Origin of the sequence: Pleomorphomonas sp. T1.2MG-36, assembly GCF_950100655.1 — a bacterium.
Taxonomy (GTDB): domain Bacteria; phylum Pseudomonadota; class Alphaproteobacteria; order Rhizobiales; family Pleomorphomonadaceae; genus Pleomorphomonas.
The window spans coordinates 26,769-42,147 of sequence record NZ_CATNLY010000052.1; the positions used below are offsets into that span (position 1 = coordinate 26,769).

Annotated in this window: 11 protein-coding genes; 9 read left to right on the forward strand and 2 right to left on the reverse strand. The window is 66.6% G+C overall.

The features are described from left to right. Positions 1-306 precede the first annotated feature (306 nt). The 8 genes from QQZ18_RS21230 to QQZ18_RS21265 all read left to right on the forward strand — a co-directional run bounded on the left by QQZ18_RS21230 (position 307) and on the right by QQZ18_RS21265 (position 12,310). On the forward strand, positions 307-3,699 hold the full coding sequence (locus tag QQZ18_RS21230) for an acyl-[ACP]--phospholipid O-acyltransferase (protein ID WP_284542994.1): 3,393 nt from the start codon (positions 307-309) through the stop codon (positions 3,697-3,699). 1,046 nt (positions 3,700-4,745) lie between these two features. Beyond that, complete coding sequence (locus tag QQZ18_RS21235; protein WP_284542995.1) at positions 4,746-5,696, forward strand: sugar-binding transcriptional regulator; 951 nt, start codon at positions 4,746-4,748, stop codon at positions 5,694-5,696. Between the two features lie 81 nt (positions 5,697-5,777). Then, positions 5,778-6,401, forward strand: coding sequence for an SIS domain-containing protein (locus QQZ18_RS21240; RefSeq protein WP_284542996.1), 624 nt, complete (start codon positions 5,778-5,780; stop codon positions 6,399-6,401). Between the two features lie 10 nt (positions 6,402-6,411). Further along, positions 6,412-7,866: a xylulokinase gene (gene xylB, locus QQZ18_RS21245; protein ID WP_284542997.1), complete on the forward strand. Its 1,455-nt coding sequence runs from the start codon at positions 6,412-6,414 to the stop codon at positions 7,864-7,866. A gap of 17 nt (positions 7,867-7,883) precedes the next feature. Then, positions 7,884-8,906 (forward strand): ABC transporter permease, encoded by a 1,023-nt coding sequence (locus QQZ18_RS21250; RefSeq protein WP_284542998.1) that lies wholly within the window; start codon positions 7,884-7,886, stop codon positions 8,904-8,906. Positions 8,907-8,980: 74 nt separating this feature from the next. After that, on the forward strand, positions 8,981-9,934 hold the full coding sequence (locus tag QQZ18_RS21255; protein ID WP_284542999.1) for a substrate-binding domain-containing protein: 954 nt from the start codon (positions 8,981-8,983) through the stop codon (positions 9,932-9,934). A gap of 229 nt (positions 9,935-10,163) precedes the next feature. Beyond that, positions 10,164-11,660, forward strand: coding sequence for a sugar ABC transporter ATP-binding protein (locus QQZ18_RS21260; protein ID WP_284543000.1), 1,497 nt, complete (start codon positions 10,164-10,166; stop codon positions 11,658-11,660). After that, the gene (locus QQZ18_RS21265; RefSeq protein ID WP_284543001.1) at positions 11,657-12,310 is read left to right on the forward strand and encodes a hypothetical protein; all 654 of its coding nucleotides are present in this window, start codon (positions 11,657-11,659) and stop codon (positions 12,308-12,310) included. The genes QQZ18_RS21260 and QQZ18_RS21265 overlap by 4 nt, the downstream gene beginning before the upstream one ends. A 26-nt stretch (positions 12,311-12,336) precedes the next feature. Here QQZ18_RS21265 and QQZ18_RS21270 read toward each other — a convergent pair whose 3' ends face one another. Then, on the reverse strand, positions 12,337-12,618 hold the full coding sequence (locus QQZ18_RS21270) for a hypothetical protein (protein ID WP_284543002.1): 282 nt from the start codon (positions 12,616-12,618) through the stop codon (positions 12,337-12,339). A 265-nt stretch (positions 12,619-12,883) separates the two neighbouring features. Between QQZ18_RS21270 and QQZ18_RS21275 the strand changes: the two genes are divergently transcribed. Then, positions 12,884-14,929: a hypothetical protein gene (locus QQZ18_RS21275; protein WP_284543003.1), complete on the forward strand. Its 2,046-nt coding sequence runs from the start codon at positions 12,884-12,886 to the stop codon at positions 14,927-14,929. On the opposite strand, the gene QQZ18_RS21280 is transcribed toward QQZ18_RS21275, so the two are convergent. Further along, positions 14,926-15,267 carry a hypothetical protein gene (locus QQZ18_RS21280; RefSeq protein ID WP_284543004.1) on the reverse strand — a complete coding sequence of 114 codons (342 nt, stop codon included), beginning with the start codon at positions 15,265-15,267 and terminating at the stop codon, positions 14,926-14,928. The genes QQZ18_RS21275 and QQZ18_RS21280 overlap by 4 nt on opposite strands. Positions 15,268-15,379 lie beyond the last annotated feature (112 nt).

The following is a 15,379-nucleotide window of genomic DNA, read 5'->3' on the forward strand; positions in this document are numbered from 1 at the left end:
GACGCAAAACCGGTTCCCACTTTTGCTGGGCTGCCTTTGCTTGCCGGCAGCTCCGGACGCAAAACCGGTTCCCACTTTTGCTGGGCTGCCTTTGTTGGCGAGAGATATGAACATCGTTCATTTCTATCTTGAACAACGTTCAAATCTCGGCTATATCCATCTCATGAACGATGTTCATAGCACGGAGACGGGGTGAGGTGAAGAGCGTGGCGGTGGAGCCTTTCCATCGTCATTTGCGTTTCATCTGCCGATCCGCTTCCCTGTTCCCACGGCCGTATCGCCCCCAAGGCCCTCTCGGGAGGTTCCATGACCAAGCCGCTCCTCATCCAGCGCCGTTTCGGGCCGCTGTTCCTGGTGCAGTTCTTTTCGGCCTTCAACGACAATTTCCTGAAGAACGCCCTGGTGTTCACCATCCTGTTCCAGATGGGCGTCGCCGGTGGCGAGGCGCTGGTGACGATCGCCACCGGCATATTGATGCTGCCCTTCATCTTTCTGTCGGGCCTCGGCGGCCAGTTGGCCGACCGCTACGACAAGGCGCGCGTCGCCGGCTGGTTGAAGCTGGTGGAGATCGCCATTGCCGGCCTTGCCGTGCTGGGCTTTGCCATCCAGTCGATCACCGTGCTGATGGTGGCGCTGGTGCTGTTCGGCGTGATCTCGGCGCTGTTCGGGCCGATCAAATACGGCATCCTGCCCGACCTGCTGGCCCCCTCCGAGCTGCCGCGCGGCAATGCCCTCGTCGAGGGCGCCACCTTCATCGCCATTCTCACCGGCACCTATGCCGGCGGCTTTGCCACGGGCGCCTATGGCGGTCCATGGGTGTTCGGCGTGGCCATGATGGTGCTGGCGGTAGCCAGCTGGATCGCCGCGCTCTACGTGCCCAAGGTGGGCGCCGCCGCGCCGGAAACAGTGATCGACCGCAATGTCGCCCGCTCCACCGTGCGGCTGATCGGCGAACTCTGGGCCGACGCGCGTCTCTGGCGCACCGGCGTGATGGTCAGCCTGTTCTGGATGTTCGGCGTGGTGGCGATGGCGCTGATGCCGACCTTCGTCAAAGACATTCTCGGCGGTCGCGAGGTGGCGGTGTCGGCCTATCTCACGGTGTTCGCGGTGTCGATCGCCGTGGGCTCGGCGCTGGGCGCCTGGCTGTCGGCCGGCCGCATCGTGCTGCTGCCGGTGCCGGTGGCCTCCGTCGCCATCGGTCTTGCGGCGCTCGATCTCGCCTGGACGCTCTCCGGCCTGACGCCGGCGCCGGCCACCGAAAGCCTCGCCGAGTTCTTCCGCCGGCCCGGCGCCATTCATGCCGCCATCGACCTCTCGGCGCTGGCGATTGCCGGCGGCGTGTTCATCGTGCCGTCGTTCGCCGCCGCCCAGCACTGGGCGCCGGTGGAGCGACGCGCCCGCGTCGTCGGCGCCATCAACGCGTTGACGGCCCTGTTCATGGTGGCTGGCGCCGGCACGGTGGCCGTAGCGCAGGCGTTGGGCGCGACGGTGCCCATGGTGCTGGTGGCGCTCGGCCTCTTCGCCTTCGGGTCGGCCGTGTGGATCTTCAAGGTGCTGCCGACCAACCCGCTCAGCGATTTCGTCTCCATCCTCTTGCGCGCCGTGTTCCGCATGGAGGTGACCGGCCTCAAGCACGTGCCGCCGGCCGGGCAGGGGACCATCGTGGCGCTCAACCACACCAGCTTCCTCGATGCCGTCGTCGCCGTATCGCTGCTCGACCGCAACCCGGTGTTTGCCATCGACCACACCATGGCCGAGGCGTGGTGGGTGAAGCCCTTCCTGCGCTTCACCCGCGCCATGCCGCTGGACCCGACCAAGCCGCTGGCGACGCGCGCGCTGATCGCCGCCGTCAAGGCGGGCGAGACGCTGGTGATCTTCCCCGAGGGGCGGATCACCGTGACCGGCGCGCTGATGAAGGTCTATGACGGCGTCGGCCTCATCGCCGACAAGGCCGAGGCGCCCATCGTGCCGGTGCGGCTGTCGGGGCTGGAAACCACCGTGTTCAGCCGCCTTAACTCGCTGCAGGTGAAGCGCCGCTGGTTCCCCAAGGTGACGGTGACCATCACCGAGCCGGTGCGGCTGTCCCTGCCCGAACACCTCAGGGGCAAGGCGCGCCGGCAGGCGGCGGGCAACGCGCTCTATGGCATCATGTCGGACATGATGTTCCGCACCACCGACACCGACCTCACCATTTTTGAGGCGATGGTGGCGGCGGCCCGCCAGCACGGCGCCGGGCGCATGGCGCTGCGCGACCCGGTGGGCGGCAAGCTCAGCTACCGCCGCATGCTGATGGGGGCGCGCATCCTCGGCCGCAAGCTGATGCCGCTGGCCGCGCCCGGCGAGACGGTGGCGCTGATGGTGCCCAACGCGGTGGGCGGCGCCGTGACCTTCCTCGGCCTGCAATCGTCGGGGCGGGTGCCGGCGATGATCAACTTCACGGCCGGCGCCGCCAACATCCTCTCCGCCTGCGAAGCGTCGAAGGCCAAGGTGTTCGTGACGTCGCGGCTGTTCGTGGAAAAGGGCCGGCTGGAGCCGCTGATCGCCGCGCTGGAAGGCAAGATCAGGATCGTCTGGCTGGAGGACGTCAGGGCCACGGTGACGCGGCTCGACAAGCTGGACGCTTTCCTCAACTGGCCGAAGCGGCTGGTGAAGGCCGGGCCGGACGATGCGGCGGCCATCCTGTTCACATCGGGTTCGGAGGGGACGCCGAAGGGCGTGGTTCTCAGCCACCGCAACATCCTCGCCAACGTGGCGCAGGTGGCGGCGCGCATCGACTTCTCGCGCACCGACACGGCGTTCAACGCGCTGCCGATCTTCCACTCGTTCGGTCTCAGCGCCGGGCTGATCCTGCCGCTGGTCTCCGGCGTGCCGGTGTTCCTCTACCCGACGCCGCTGCACTACCGGATCATTCCCGAACTGGTCTACCAGACCAACGCCACCGTGCTGTTCGGCACCGACACGTTCTTGAGCGGCTACGGCCGCATGGCGCACCCTTACGACTTCCGCTCGCTGCGGCTGCTGGTTGCCGGCGCCGAGGCGGTGAAGGAGACGACGCGCAAGCTCTACGCCGAGAAGTTCGGCCTGCGCATCTTCGAGGGCTATGGCGTGACCGAGACGGCCCCGGTGCTGGCGCTCAACACGCCGATGCACAACCGGGCGGGCACGGTGGGCCGCCTGTTGCCGGGCGTCGAGCATAAGCTGGAGCCGGTGGAGGGCATCGAAGCGGGCGGGCGGCTGCACGTGCGCGGGCCCAACGTGATGCTCGGCTACCTCCGGGTGGAGAACCCCGGCGTGCTGGAAGCGCCCGAGGGCGGCTGGCACGACACCGGCGACATCGTGGCGCTCGACGACGACGGCTTCGTCGCCATCAAGGGCCGCGCCAAGCGCTTCGCCAAGATCGGCGGCGAGATGGTGTCGCTGGCGGCGATCGACGCGCTCGCCACCCAGTGCTGGCCGGACGCCCTGTCGGCCGCCGCCAGCGTGCCGGATGCCAAGAAGGGCGAACGGATCATCCTGGTGACCGACCGGAAGGACGCCACGCGGGACGGGTTCATGGCGTTCGCGCGGGAGCGCGGGGCGACGGAGCTGATGATGCCGAGCGAGGTGCTGGTGGTGCCAGGGTTGCCGCTGCTCGGGTCGGGGAAGACGGATTTTGCCGGGCTGGGGAGGCTGGTGAAGGAGCGGGCGGCGGTGGCGTGAGGGTGGGTGGCTGGTTGAACGTTGGGGCTTCGGGGGAGCGCGATAGCGGCCGAGGAGCCCCAGTCGTCCTGAGGTCCTGCGCCTGAAGCGCAGGATGACGGGAGAGGGATATGAAACAAAGAGATGCGTGGTGTTCCCGCTGCGCTTTCGGTGAGCAAGAGAGGCTCCCGCTCCTATCATGCTGTCATCCTGCGCGTGAGGCGCAGGACCTCGGGCAGGAAGGAGCAAGGGAGGCATATCGGGTGCCCTTGCGTCATGGAGCGTGATATGGGCCGAGGAGCCCCTGTTGTCCTGAGGTCCTCGCCTGCGCGAGGATGACAGGAGTGGGATATAAAACAAAGGGATAGGCGTCGAGCTTGGGGTTAGAGGGGCGATGAGCGCGCTATCGGGGTAGATGATGCTGCGCTATTGAGGCAAGCGATGCTGTGGTGAACCTCACAAGCGGCTTATCCCACTGTTTCCTATATATAAATTGTCATCCTTGCGCAGGCGAGGACCTCGGGCCGGAGGGGCGGTGAGGTTGATATCGGGCGCCCCTCACCATCAAGCTGTCCTCCTCTGCGCAGGCAGAGGATCTCGGGCCGGAAGGGGCATGGGGTTGATATCGGGCGCCCCTGTTTCATGGAGCGTGATAGGGGCCGAGGAGCGATCTCGTCCTGAGGTCCTCGCCTTCGCGAGGATGACAGGAGAGTGATATATAACAAGGGGATAGGCGTTGAGCTTGGGTTTTAGGGCAATGCGCGCGCTATCGGGGTAGATGATGCGGTGCTATCGGGGCAAGCGCTGCTATGGTGAGGTGCGTGATCGGCTTATCCCACTGTTCCATATATATAAATTGTCATCCTTGCGCAGGCGAGGACCTCGGGCAGGAAGGGGCGGGGGGGATGTATAGGCCGCCCCTCAAGGCTCTCGTGTTTCGCCCTTGCAAGGCCCGGACGCGCAGAGCACTTATCGGTTGCATCCGACCATTTTCTTTCGTCATACGGGCTCACGCGGCCCTGCAAATGTGATAGCAGTTCCGATCAAATGAGCGGAGATACTTCCATATGCCCAAACGTCCTCTCCAGAAGCTTCAGGCCTCCCTTGTGGCGCGCCGCTACTATCTCGAGAACCAGACCAAGTCGGAAATTGCCGACAAGCTTGGCATTTCGCGGTTCAAGGTGGCGCGGCTGATCGAGACGGCGCTCAAGGAGGGCATCGTTCACATCGAGATTCGCGACCAGAGCGATCTCAACACCGAACTGGCCGAACGGCTGCGCGAGGCCTATGGCCTCAACGTCGCCCTGGTGCTCGATGGCCCCGATCTGCCGTCGAACTCGCTGATCGAGCCGCTGGGGTTGCTGGTTGCCGATTTTCTCGAGGAAACGCTGACCGACGGGCAGCTTCTCGGCCTCTCATGGGGGCGGACGCTGGCGGCGGCGGCCAAGGCCATCACCAAGCTGGCCAAGGTGGATGTGGTCCAGGCGGCCGGCAGTCCGGCGCGGCTCGATCTGTCGCAGAATCCCACCGAACTGGTGCATCGGTTCGCCCGCGCTGCCGGCGGCCTTGCCTATCCGCTGTTCGGGCCGATGTGGGTGGAAGACCCCGAGCTGGTGGACAAGCTGACGGCCGAGCCGTCGATCGCCGACGCCATGTCGCGCTACGACAAGATCGACGCGCTGGTGGTCGGCGTCGGCTCCTGGCGGCCGCAGGAATCCTGTCTCTGCTCCGGTTTTCCCGAGGATTGGCGGCGCGAGGCGCTGAAGCACAACGTGCTTGCCGACATCTGCGCCACGCTGATCGACCCCGACGGACAGGCGGTGGGCAGCCCGCTCGACAGCGTCGGCCTCTGCCTCAGCACCGAACAGCTCCGCCGCATTCCCGAGCGGATCGTGGCCGGCGGCGGCCTGGAAAAGGTCGACGCCATTCGCGCCGTGCTGAAGGGCGGCTGGGTGACGACGCTGATCACCGATGCCAGCGTGGCCCGACGGCTGGTGGGAGAATTGGGTCGCCCTTAACCGCTCAAATGAGCAGACATATACTCACTTGACGACAATGATCCGGCTGGCGTATGACTCCTTTCGCCAAGGGAGGCACACATGCAGTCAGATCAAGATTGGCTCGAACGGGCCAAGACCGTCGTCCGTGCGGACGCCGCTTCCATTGAAGCCATCCTCGACAGCGTCGACGACAACCTCATCGCCGTGGCCCGCCGCCTCGCCGCCTGCCGCGGCAAGATCCTGGTGACCGGCAGCGGCACCTCCGGCAACGTGGCGGCGCGTGGCGCCCACATCCTGTCGGTCTGCGGCGCCGCCGCCTTCTACCTGTCGCCCGGCGACGGCCTGCACGGCGGCCTCGGCGTGCTGCAGGCCGACGACGTGGTGCTCGCCCTCTCCAAGGGCGGCAGCTCGGCCGAACTCAACGACTTCTGCGCCCGCGCCAAGACGCTGTGCTCCGGCGTGATCGCCATCACCGCCGATCCGGCCTCGCCGCTGGCGGCCCTGTCGGACCATGTCATCACGCTGAAGCTGCCGGCCGACGGCGACCTCGGCGGCGTGGTCGCCACCGGCAGTTCGCTGGCCGCCGCGGCGGTGACCGACGTTCTGGCCGAGATGCTGCGCATCGCCCGGGACTATTCCTGGGAAAGCCTTCTGTTCACCCATCCCTCCGGCGCCGTCGGACGCGATGCCGAGAAGAGCCTGAAGCGTCTCGGCAGCAACTGAGGGTCACGTCATGCCCCGCGATCTCGTGGCCGGTATCGACTCGTCGACGCAGTCCAGCACCGTCGTTCTGAGGCGGATCGAGGATGGCGCCGTGGTCGGCGAGGCCCGCAAGCCGCACCCGCCGACGACGCCGCCCCGCAGCGAGCAGCCGCCGGAAGCCTGGTGGCAGGCGCTCCGCGCCGCCTTCGCCGACCTCGCCGACCTGGTGCCGCGCATCGCGGCCGTGTCGGTGGGCGGGCAGGGGCATGGCCTCGTCATGCTGGACGAGAACGGCGTCGCCCTGCGCGACGCCAAGCTCTGGAACGACACCGAGGCGGCGCCCGACGCCGCCCGGCTGCGCGACAGGCTGCCGGCGAAGGCCTGGGCCGAGCGCACCGGCTCGATCCCGGCGCCGGCGCTGACCGTCAGCAAGCTGGCCTGGACCGAGCGCGTCCATCCCGGCCTCGCCGCCAGGGCGCGGCACATCATGCTGCCGTCCGACTACGTCTTGTTCCGTCTCTCCGGCCGCGCCGCCACCGAGCGGGGCGTGTCCTCGGGTACCGGCTACTTCGATCCCTTCCGCAACGCCTGGGACTTTGAATTGGCCGAACATGCGGTGCCCGGCATCGACTGGCAGCGCGTGCTGCCCGACATCGTCGGTTCCAGCGAGATTTCCGGCGAAGTGCGGGCCGCTTCGGGCATCGACGGCCTGCTGGGCGCCGCCGTCGCCGCCGGATCGGGCGACAACCAGACTGCCGCGCTGGGCATGGGTATCAAGGAGGGCGACCTCGTCATCTCCTTCGGCACCAGCGGCACCATCTACGGCCGCACCTCCGTGGCCATCAAGGACGAGAGCGGCGCCATCAACGGCTATGCCGACGCCACCGAGGCGTTCCTGCCGATGGTGACGACACTGAATTCGGCCAAGGTCACCGATGCCTTCCGCCGCATTCTCGGCGTCGGCGTCGAGGCCTTCGACGCCATGGCGCTGGAAACGCCGCCCGGCGCGCGCGGGCTGGTGCTGGTGCCCTATCTCGACGGCGAGAGGACGCCGGACCTGCCCAACGCCACCGGTTTCCTGAGCGGATTGCGCAGCGACGTCACCCCTGGGCAGATGGCCCGCGCGGCGGTCGAGGGTGTCATCTGCGGTCTCCTGGAAGGAGGAGATCTGCTGGTGTCCCACGGTCTTCGCCCCGACGGCCGCCTGATCGTCACCGGCGGCGCTTCGCGCTCGCAAGCCTATCGGCAGATCCTCGCCGACCTGACCGGACGGCCGGTCTGGACCTGCGACCTGCCGGAGGCGGCGGCGGCCGGCGCGGCGGTGCAGGCGGCGGCAGCGGTGACCGGCCGCACGGCCTCGGACGTCGCCGAGGCGTGGATGCCGCACTACCAGATCGTCGCCGAGCCGAGGGCCGACGTCGCCGCGGAGGCGGATGGCGTGAGGGAGACCTATCGCCGGGCAAGGCGGCTTGCCGAGACGGCTTGAGCCTTTAGGGAGGAATCATGACCAACGCCACCCAGTCGCCAGCCAAGGCGGCGAACACCATCAGAATTCCCGCCGAGGCCGGCATTGCCTTCGTGCTGCTGGTCGTGCTGGCCGGCGGAGCCCTCGCGTCGCCGAATTTCCTGACGTTTTCCAACATCTTCGTGCTGCTGCTCAACGGCGCGGTGATCGGCTTCCTGTGCCTTGGACAGAGCTTCGTGCTGTTCACCGGCGGCATCGACCTGTCGTGCGGTTCGGTGGTGGCGATGACCTGCGTGCTGGCGGCCGTGTTCATGGAAACGCTGGGGCTACCCTGGCAGGTGGCCTCGCTGCTGGTGCTGGCCGTCGGGGCGATGGTCGGCGCGATCAACGGCCTGATCATCGACAAGACCGGCGTGCCGCCGTTCATCGTCACCTTCGCCATGATGGGCGTCGCCGCCTCGATCCCGCAGATCATCACCGGCGCCGAGTCGATCCGCGTGATGCAGTTCGGCTATCGCATGATCGGTCAGGCGCGGTTCTTCGGCATCCCCTTCCCGGTGATCGCACTTGCCATCGCCATCGCCGTCGCCGCCGTGTTCATCAAGCGATCCGTGACGGGCACGCACATCCTGGCCGTGGGCGGCAATGCCGAGGCGGCGCGGCTGGCCGGCGTCAACACCTCGCGCATCACCGTTCTGGTCTACGCCATTGCCGGCTTCTGCGGCGCCTGCGGCGGCCTGATCTACGGCTCGCGCCTGATGACCGGCTACCCGACGGCCGGCCGCGGCGACGAGCTGTTCTTCTCGATCGCCGGTGCGGTGGTCGGCGGCGTCAGCCTGTTCGGCGGTATCGGCACCATCTACGGCGCCATGATCGGCGCGACGCTGATCGCCACCATTTCCAACCTCATGAACGTGCTGAACGTCAACGCCTACTGGCAGCCCCTGGTGATCGGCGTGATCATCCTGGTGGGCGTGACCTTCGACACCATGCGGACGTCGAGCCGCCTGTCCCTCTCGTGGGTGAGGCTGCTCAAGGACAAGGTTTCCGGCGGGAAGTGAGTTTCCGCCCGAAAGAGACGCCGGGCGTCGCCCAGCGTGCCATCCAGCCAAAGCATCAAGCTTGGAGGAGTAAGATGAAGGACTTGTGGAGGAATTCCGCCCTGATCGCCGCTGGCGCGTCGATGCTGTTCGCAGCCTCGGCCTATGCGGCCGACAAGCCGGTGCTGGGCGTTGCCCTGCCCAACCTGACCAACCCCTACTACGTGGCGATGAAGAAGAGCTTCGAGCAGAACGGGGCCGACCAGGGCTTCGAGGTGCGCGTGCTCATTGCCGACAACGACGAAGCCAAGCAGCTGTCGCAGGTGCAGACCTTCGCGCAGCAGGGCGTCAGCGCCGTGGCCCTCAACTGCGTGTCGTCGGGGCCGTGCGTCGCCTCGGTGGCCGAGCTGAACCAGGCCAAGATCCCGGTGTTCACCATCAACCTGCTGCCCGACCCGGAAGGCCTGAAGGCGGAGAACCTCACCGTCGTCCAGGCCGTGCAGACCGACCAGAAGGCCGGCGGCGTCTACATCGGCCAGCAGCTGCTGAAGGACCTCGGACCGACCGGCAAGGCGGTGATCGGCATCGTCGGCGAGCCGACCTCGGTGTCCGCCAACACCCGCGACGAGGGCTTCAAGGAGGCGCTCGCGTCCAACCCGAACGTCAGCTTCGTGGCGCTGGTCAACGGCAAGGTGGAAGAGACCACCTCGCTCAAGGTGACCACCGAGATGCTGCAGGGCAACCCGGACATCACCGTGGTCTATTCGGACACCGAGCCGGCCGCCCTCGGCGCGATCGCCGCCATCCAGCAGATCGGCCGCGAGGACGTGAAGCTCTACGCCTTCGTCGACAAGCTCGGCGTCAAGCACATCGAGGACAACTCGATCCTCAAGGCCGGCGCCATCCAGGAGCCCGCCAAGCTCGCGCAGATCCAGGTCGAGAACATCAAGAAGTACCTGGCCGGCGAGACCCTGGCGCCGGTGATCGACAGCCCGCCGCTGCTCGTCAACAAGGACAATGCGGCGGAGACGGTCGACAAGGCCTACTGAGCCGCCTGTCCAGAAATCCTACTGGGGCGGGTATCCAGCTTAGTCTTCTGCGCTTCCGGTGCTCACGAACCTCAAGTTCGCTCCGCTCCGGTTCTCGAAGCCGTCGCTGGCTCCCGCACCCCAGCGGATTTCAGGCCAGGCTTGTAGCGACAATAAAGCATTGAGCCAGCAACGCTGTCGCGCGGACCCGAGAGGCCCGCGCGACCATTCCCCGAGACAGGAGACGGGCATGGCGGCGACGATCAGCTACAGGGCGGAGGGTATCGTGAAGGCCTTCGCCGGCGTCGTGGTGTTGCACGGCGTCGATTTCGAAGTTCGGCCCGGCACCATCCACGGTCTGCTCGGCCACAACGGCGCCGGCAAATCGACGCTGTTGAAGATCCTGGCCGGCGCCCAGCCGCACGACCGCGGCACGCTGTCGATCGGCGGCGAGGCGCTGTCCTTCGGTTCTCCCCGCGAGGCGCTCGCCAAGGGGATCGGCTGCGTCTACCAGGAGCTTCGCCTCATTCCCAACCTGACGGTGGCCGAAAACCTGTTTCTCGGCCGCGAGATGATGCGGCGCGGCCTCCGCGATACCGCCGCCATGAACGACTACACGCGCGATCTTCTGGCGTCCTACGGGTTGAAGATCGACGTGGCCCGGCCGGTCAAGGAGCTGTCCCACCCCGAAAAGCAGCTGATCGAGGTGATCGCCAACCTCGACGGCAAGGCGCGCTTCCTGTTCCTCGACGAGCCGACCACGGCGCTCGACGGCCGCCAGTCGAAGGAGCTGCTCGACAGCGTCCGCCGCATCGCGGTCGAGCGCCACATCGGCATCGTCCTGGTCTCCCACAAGCTCGACGAGGTGCTGCCGGTTTCCGACGAGGTCACCGTGCTCTCCGGCGGCCGGGTGGTCTATCGCGATCAGGGGGGAGCGGCCAACAAGCAGGCGATCGTCGACGCCATCGTCGGCGATGCCCACGTCCGCTCCGGCCCCAAGGTGGAGCGCCGCGTCACCGAAGGCGAGGTGATGGTGTCGGTGCGCGGCCTCGCCGGCAAGCGGCTGAAGGGGGCCGACCTCGAGGCCCGCCGGGGCGAGGTGCTCGGCCTCTACGGCCTCGTCGGCGCCGGCCGTACCCGCTTCCTGCGCACGCTCTACGGCATGGAGCCGGTTCTCTCCGGCACCATCGAACTGGGCGGGCAACCCTACAAGCCGACCAACGCGGCAGGCGCCATCGCGCGCGGCATCGCCTTCCTGACCGAGGAGCGCAAGATCGACGGGTTCGTGCCGATGATGTCGGCCTGGAAGAACGTCGTTCTGTCGACGCTTCATCGCTACCGCTCGGGCGGCCTCGTCAACGTGGCGGGCTCGCGCGCCTCGGCCGTGGCAACGCTGGACAGGATCGGCACGCTCGGCCGGTTCGATGCGCCGGCACGGTCGCTGTCGGGCGGCAACCAGCAGAAGGTGCTGCTCGGCCGCATCATCGAGCAGAACGCCGACGTGGTGCTGCTCGACGAGCCGACCAAGGGCGTCGACATCGGCGCCAAGGGCGACATCTACGACATCATCCGCCGCCTCGCCGACGAAGGGCGCTGCATCATCGTCGTGTCCAGCGAGGAGGAGGAACTGATGGAGGTGTGCGACCGCGTCGCCATCTTCCGGCAGGGCCGCTGCGACGGAACGACCCGGCCGATCGGCGAGTGGTCGCTCGGCAAGCTGCGCGAAGCGGCCTGGGCGCCTGCATGACCGGGCTTTCCGCTTCCCTTTACGCCGCCGATCCCCTGCGCCTCGAGCAGGAGATCGTGGCGGTGGCGCCTTATGTCGAGTCCTTCCATCTCGACATCATGGACGGCTTGTTCGCGCCGGAGTACGGCCTCAGCGGCCGGCTGGTGGGCGACGTCCGGCGGGTGACGGACAGGCCGCTCGACGTGCACCTGATGGTGGCCGATCCGCGCGGCGCCATCGTGCGCTATGCCGAGGCCGGCGTCCGGTCGATCGCCGTTCACATCGAGGGTGGCAGCGACCTTGTCGAGGCGGCGGCCATCGTTCGCGCCAATGGCGGCCGGCTTATGGCGGCCATCCGGCACACGACGCCCGTCGCCCGCCTTCAGGACGTGGCGGACACCGTCGACGGCATCCTGTTCATGACGGCGCCGCTCGGCGGAGGGGCGTTCGACCAACATGCGTTTTCCCGCCTCGCCCAGCGGCCCCGGCATCTGCCGACGACGGTCGATGGCCGCATCGACGCCAGCCACTTCCGGCAACTGACGGACCTCGGCGTCGACCTCGCGGTGATGGGCGCGGCGCTGTTCGCCGAAGGACGGGCGGCCGAGCTGGCGCGCCAACATGCCGCGGAGCTGGCGGGGCATGGTTCGGCGTCGAAAGCGAGGTCTTGAGGGACACGGGGCTCGGTCCCTTGCGGCTACCGCCTTTTGAAGCCGCTGGCATAGGGATCGGCGTTGTAGGTCGTTGATCCCTTGCCATAGGTGTATTCGGTGACGGAGCCGTAGAGGTTCTCCTGCGTCTGGGAATAGGGCGCGCCGTTGCGATAGGTGGTGTAGCCGAAGCCCAGGTTTTTCTCGGTGACGTAGGTGTTGCCGTGGGAATCCGTGCGGCAGGGGCTGGTGATCAGCGCGCAGTCGGCATGGGCGGGCAGTGAGAGAAGCACCGCCAGTGCGGCAAGCGAAAAAGCCTTTGAAAACATGATGATCGTTCCGTGGCAGAGAGAGGAAACCTGTCTGTAGCTTGATCTGCTTGCGCAAAGCGTCTTACTGTGTTCTTTATATGTTCCATTGGTCGCGCAATCAATGGATGTTTTCTGTGTTGGTGCAATTTTTTGTAGAGATACGGTGAATATCCCGCCTTGATGCCGGGTTCCCCACCCCACCACGGAAACCTCAAGTCCTTAGCGTCGGGCCGACAGCGTCGGACCGCCAAGCGTCCTGGCGCGCAAGCGACATGAGGACAAGATGCCCGTTGTGCCGACCTATGAAGACCGGGGCATCCGCCTCGACCCCGGCCTCAACTTCCGCGACAACACCCACGCCACGCCGGAGATGTTCGGCTCGCAGGTGGGGGAGGGGCTGATGAAGGCCGGGCAGGGCCTCACCAGTCTGGGCGGAGCGGTGGCCGAGGTTGAGGATCTCGACGCGACCAACGCGGCGAAGGACAAAAGCAGCAATTTCATCAGCCAAGTCAACGAGCGCACCTATGGCGAGAACGGCTACCTGAGCACGAGCGGTCGAGCCAGCGTGGAGGGGCGCAAGGGATTCCTGGCGGACATCACGCGAATGGCGAAAGAGGGGGCCAAAGGGCTGTCGCCGCTTGCCGAGAGGCGGTATTGGGACGCGGTCTATGTCGTCATCGGCGATGTAACGAAGGAAGCCAATCGCCACGAGATGGCGCAGCGGTCGGTGTGGAGGGCGACGGCCGACAACAACCGCACCGCCGTGCTCTCCGAAAGCGCCATCGCCAAGCCGGAAGGAAGCGAGGGGGTGCCGCTGATGGTCGCCGCCGCCGTGGCTCAAAACGACCAGGCGGCGCGAGATCAGGGAATGCCCGATCAGAAGCGCGTGGAGGGAAATGCCCAGGTCGCTGCCGACATTACCGTGGCGCGGTTGGGCAAGGTAGCCGAGAGCGACCCCAAGGGCGCGCTGACCAAGCTCGAACTGGTAAAAGGTATTCTTCCGAAAGAGGTCTATGACAGGCTGCAGCTTAGCTTCGGCAAGGCGGCCGGCGACGAGGAAACGCGGCAGGGGGCGCTGGCTTTCGCGGCTGGAACACGCAAGCCGCTTGCCGCCGACGGGGTGCCCTTCGAGCCTGACGTCGGCACCGGGCCGACCGCGGAGAGAACGGCGCTGCTCGATCGCGCCAAGGTGGCCGATGCCGCTGCCGTTCTCAAGCTCGACGGTCCCTTTGCCATCAACCTCTCCGCCATGATGGAGGATGCGCCGGCTGGCGCGGGCCTCGGCATCGCCTTTCGCAAGGGCAGCGACGACACGGAGGGACGGTCGGTCGAATTGACTTACAATGGCGACCGCCTCGACAAGGCGCCGGACGAGGTGCAGGCGTGGGCGCGGCGCAACGCCGGCCGCTATGGCCTCACCATGCCGGTTGGCGGGGCAGTTGGCGTTGTGACGGCGGTGTCCGACGCGGTGGCGGCGCGGGCGCTGCGGCCGTCATTGGCGGCCATCGACAAGCATCTCCAGTCCATCGACGATCCGCGCCGGCGGGAGATTGCCAAGCAGGCCATCGCCACCTCGCTGGATCTCGAAAGCCAGCAGGAGCGAGAGCGGCAGCGGCAGGCCAAGGCCACGCTGTGGCAGCAGGTGGAGGCCGGCACGCCGCCCGATGCGCTGCCCTATACCCTCCGTCAGGCGGTCGGCGACCAGGCCATGACGGTGGCGCGCAACTACATCGGCAAGAAGCAGGCCGGGCCGATCGTCACCGACGACATGCTGCTGGCCGACATGCGGCTGTTCTCGGCCGAGCGGCCGGAGGACTTCGCGCTGGTCGACCTCAACGACTATCGCGACCGGCTGGAGGACTCCGACCTCAAGGCGCTGGCCGAGACGCAGGCGGCGATCGGCCGCGACGGGCGCAAGGCGCGCGACCAGGGCGCCGAGCTGAAGGACGCCTTCGACATGGCGAAGGCGCGCCTGGAGGACGCCGGCGCGATCCTGCCGGGCGAGGAGAACAGCGGCCAGCGGCGCCAGCTGCTGGCCGAAGTGCAGAACGCCGTCTATACCGGCCTTGCCGACTTCCGGGCGAAGAACCCCGGCATCAAGCCGGCGCCGGCCGACGTCCGCAAGATGATCGACAAGTTCCTCCTGCCCTACTACGTGCCGCTGCCGGACCCGAGGCGCGAGAGGCCCGTAGCCGTCAAACTCTCCGACATCTCGCCCGACCTGCGCAGGAGCATCACCCGCCAGCTCGCCACCGAGTATGGCCGCAAGCCGACGGAGGGTGAGGTGGCGCGCGAGTATCAGGCTTTCATGCAGGCGCAATCGAGTTAGTAGGGTGGGTAGACGCCCATTACTTGCAGACGGACATATTGGAATAGCATGGCGCACCAGATCAGGGTGACGACGACTCCCGTGATCAGCCCCGCAGTCGGTGTCTTGGTCTTCCGCACCATCCTGACGAAGCCAAAGAAGATCATCGCAACCACAAAAGAGGCGATGGCCTCCCCGGTCAACTCTCCGGCCCATCCTGCATATGAACCGATACGTATATCTAGCGCATAGCCTTTGTACAGGTCGACTATGAGATTGCCAAAGATCGAAAGGAGAAGCAGAATAGAGACGCACTTTCTAAAGCCGCCTGTTCTTTCTTCTGGGCTATAGTCTCTCACTTCGAATTATCCTTTTATTCGGCGCGTTCTGGCTAAGCTCACGTCGTGAGCCCGCCTCGACGGTTTGGCCCGGCTTGAATTTCTTCGCCGTCCTTCCTTGCTCCTTGAATTC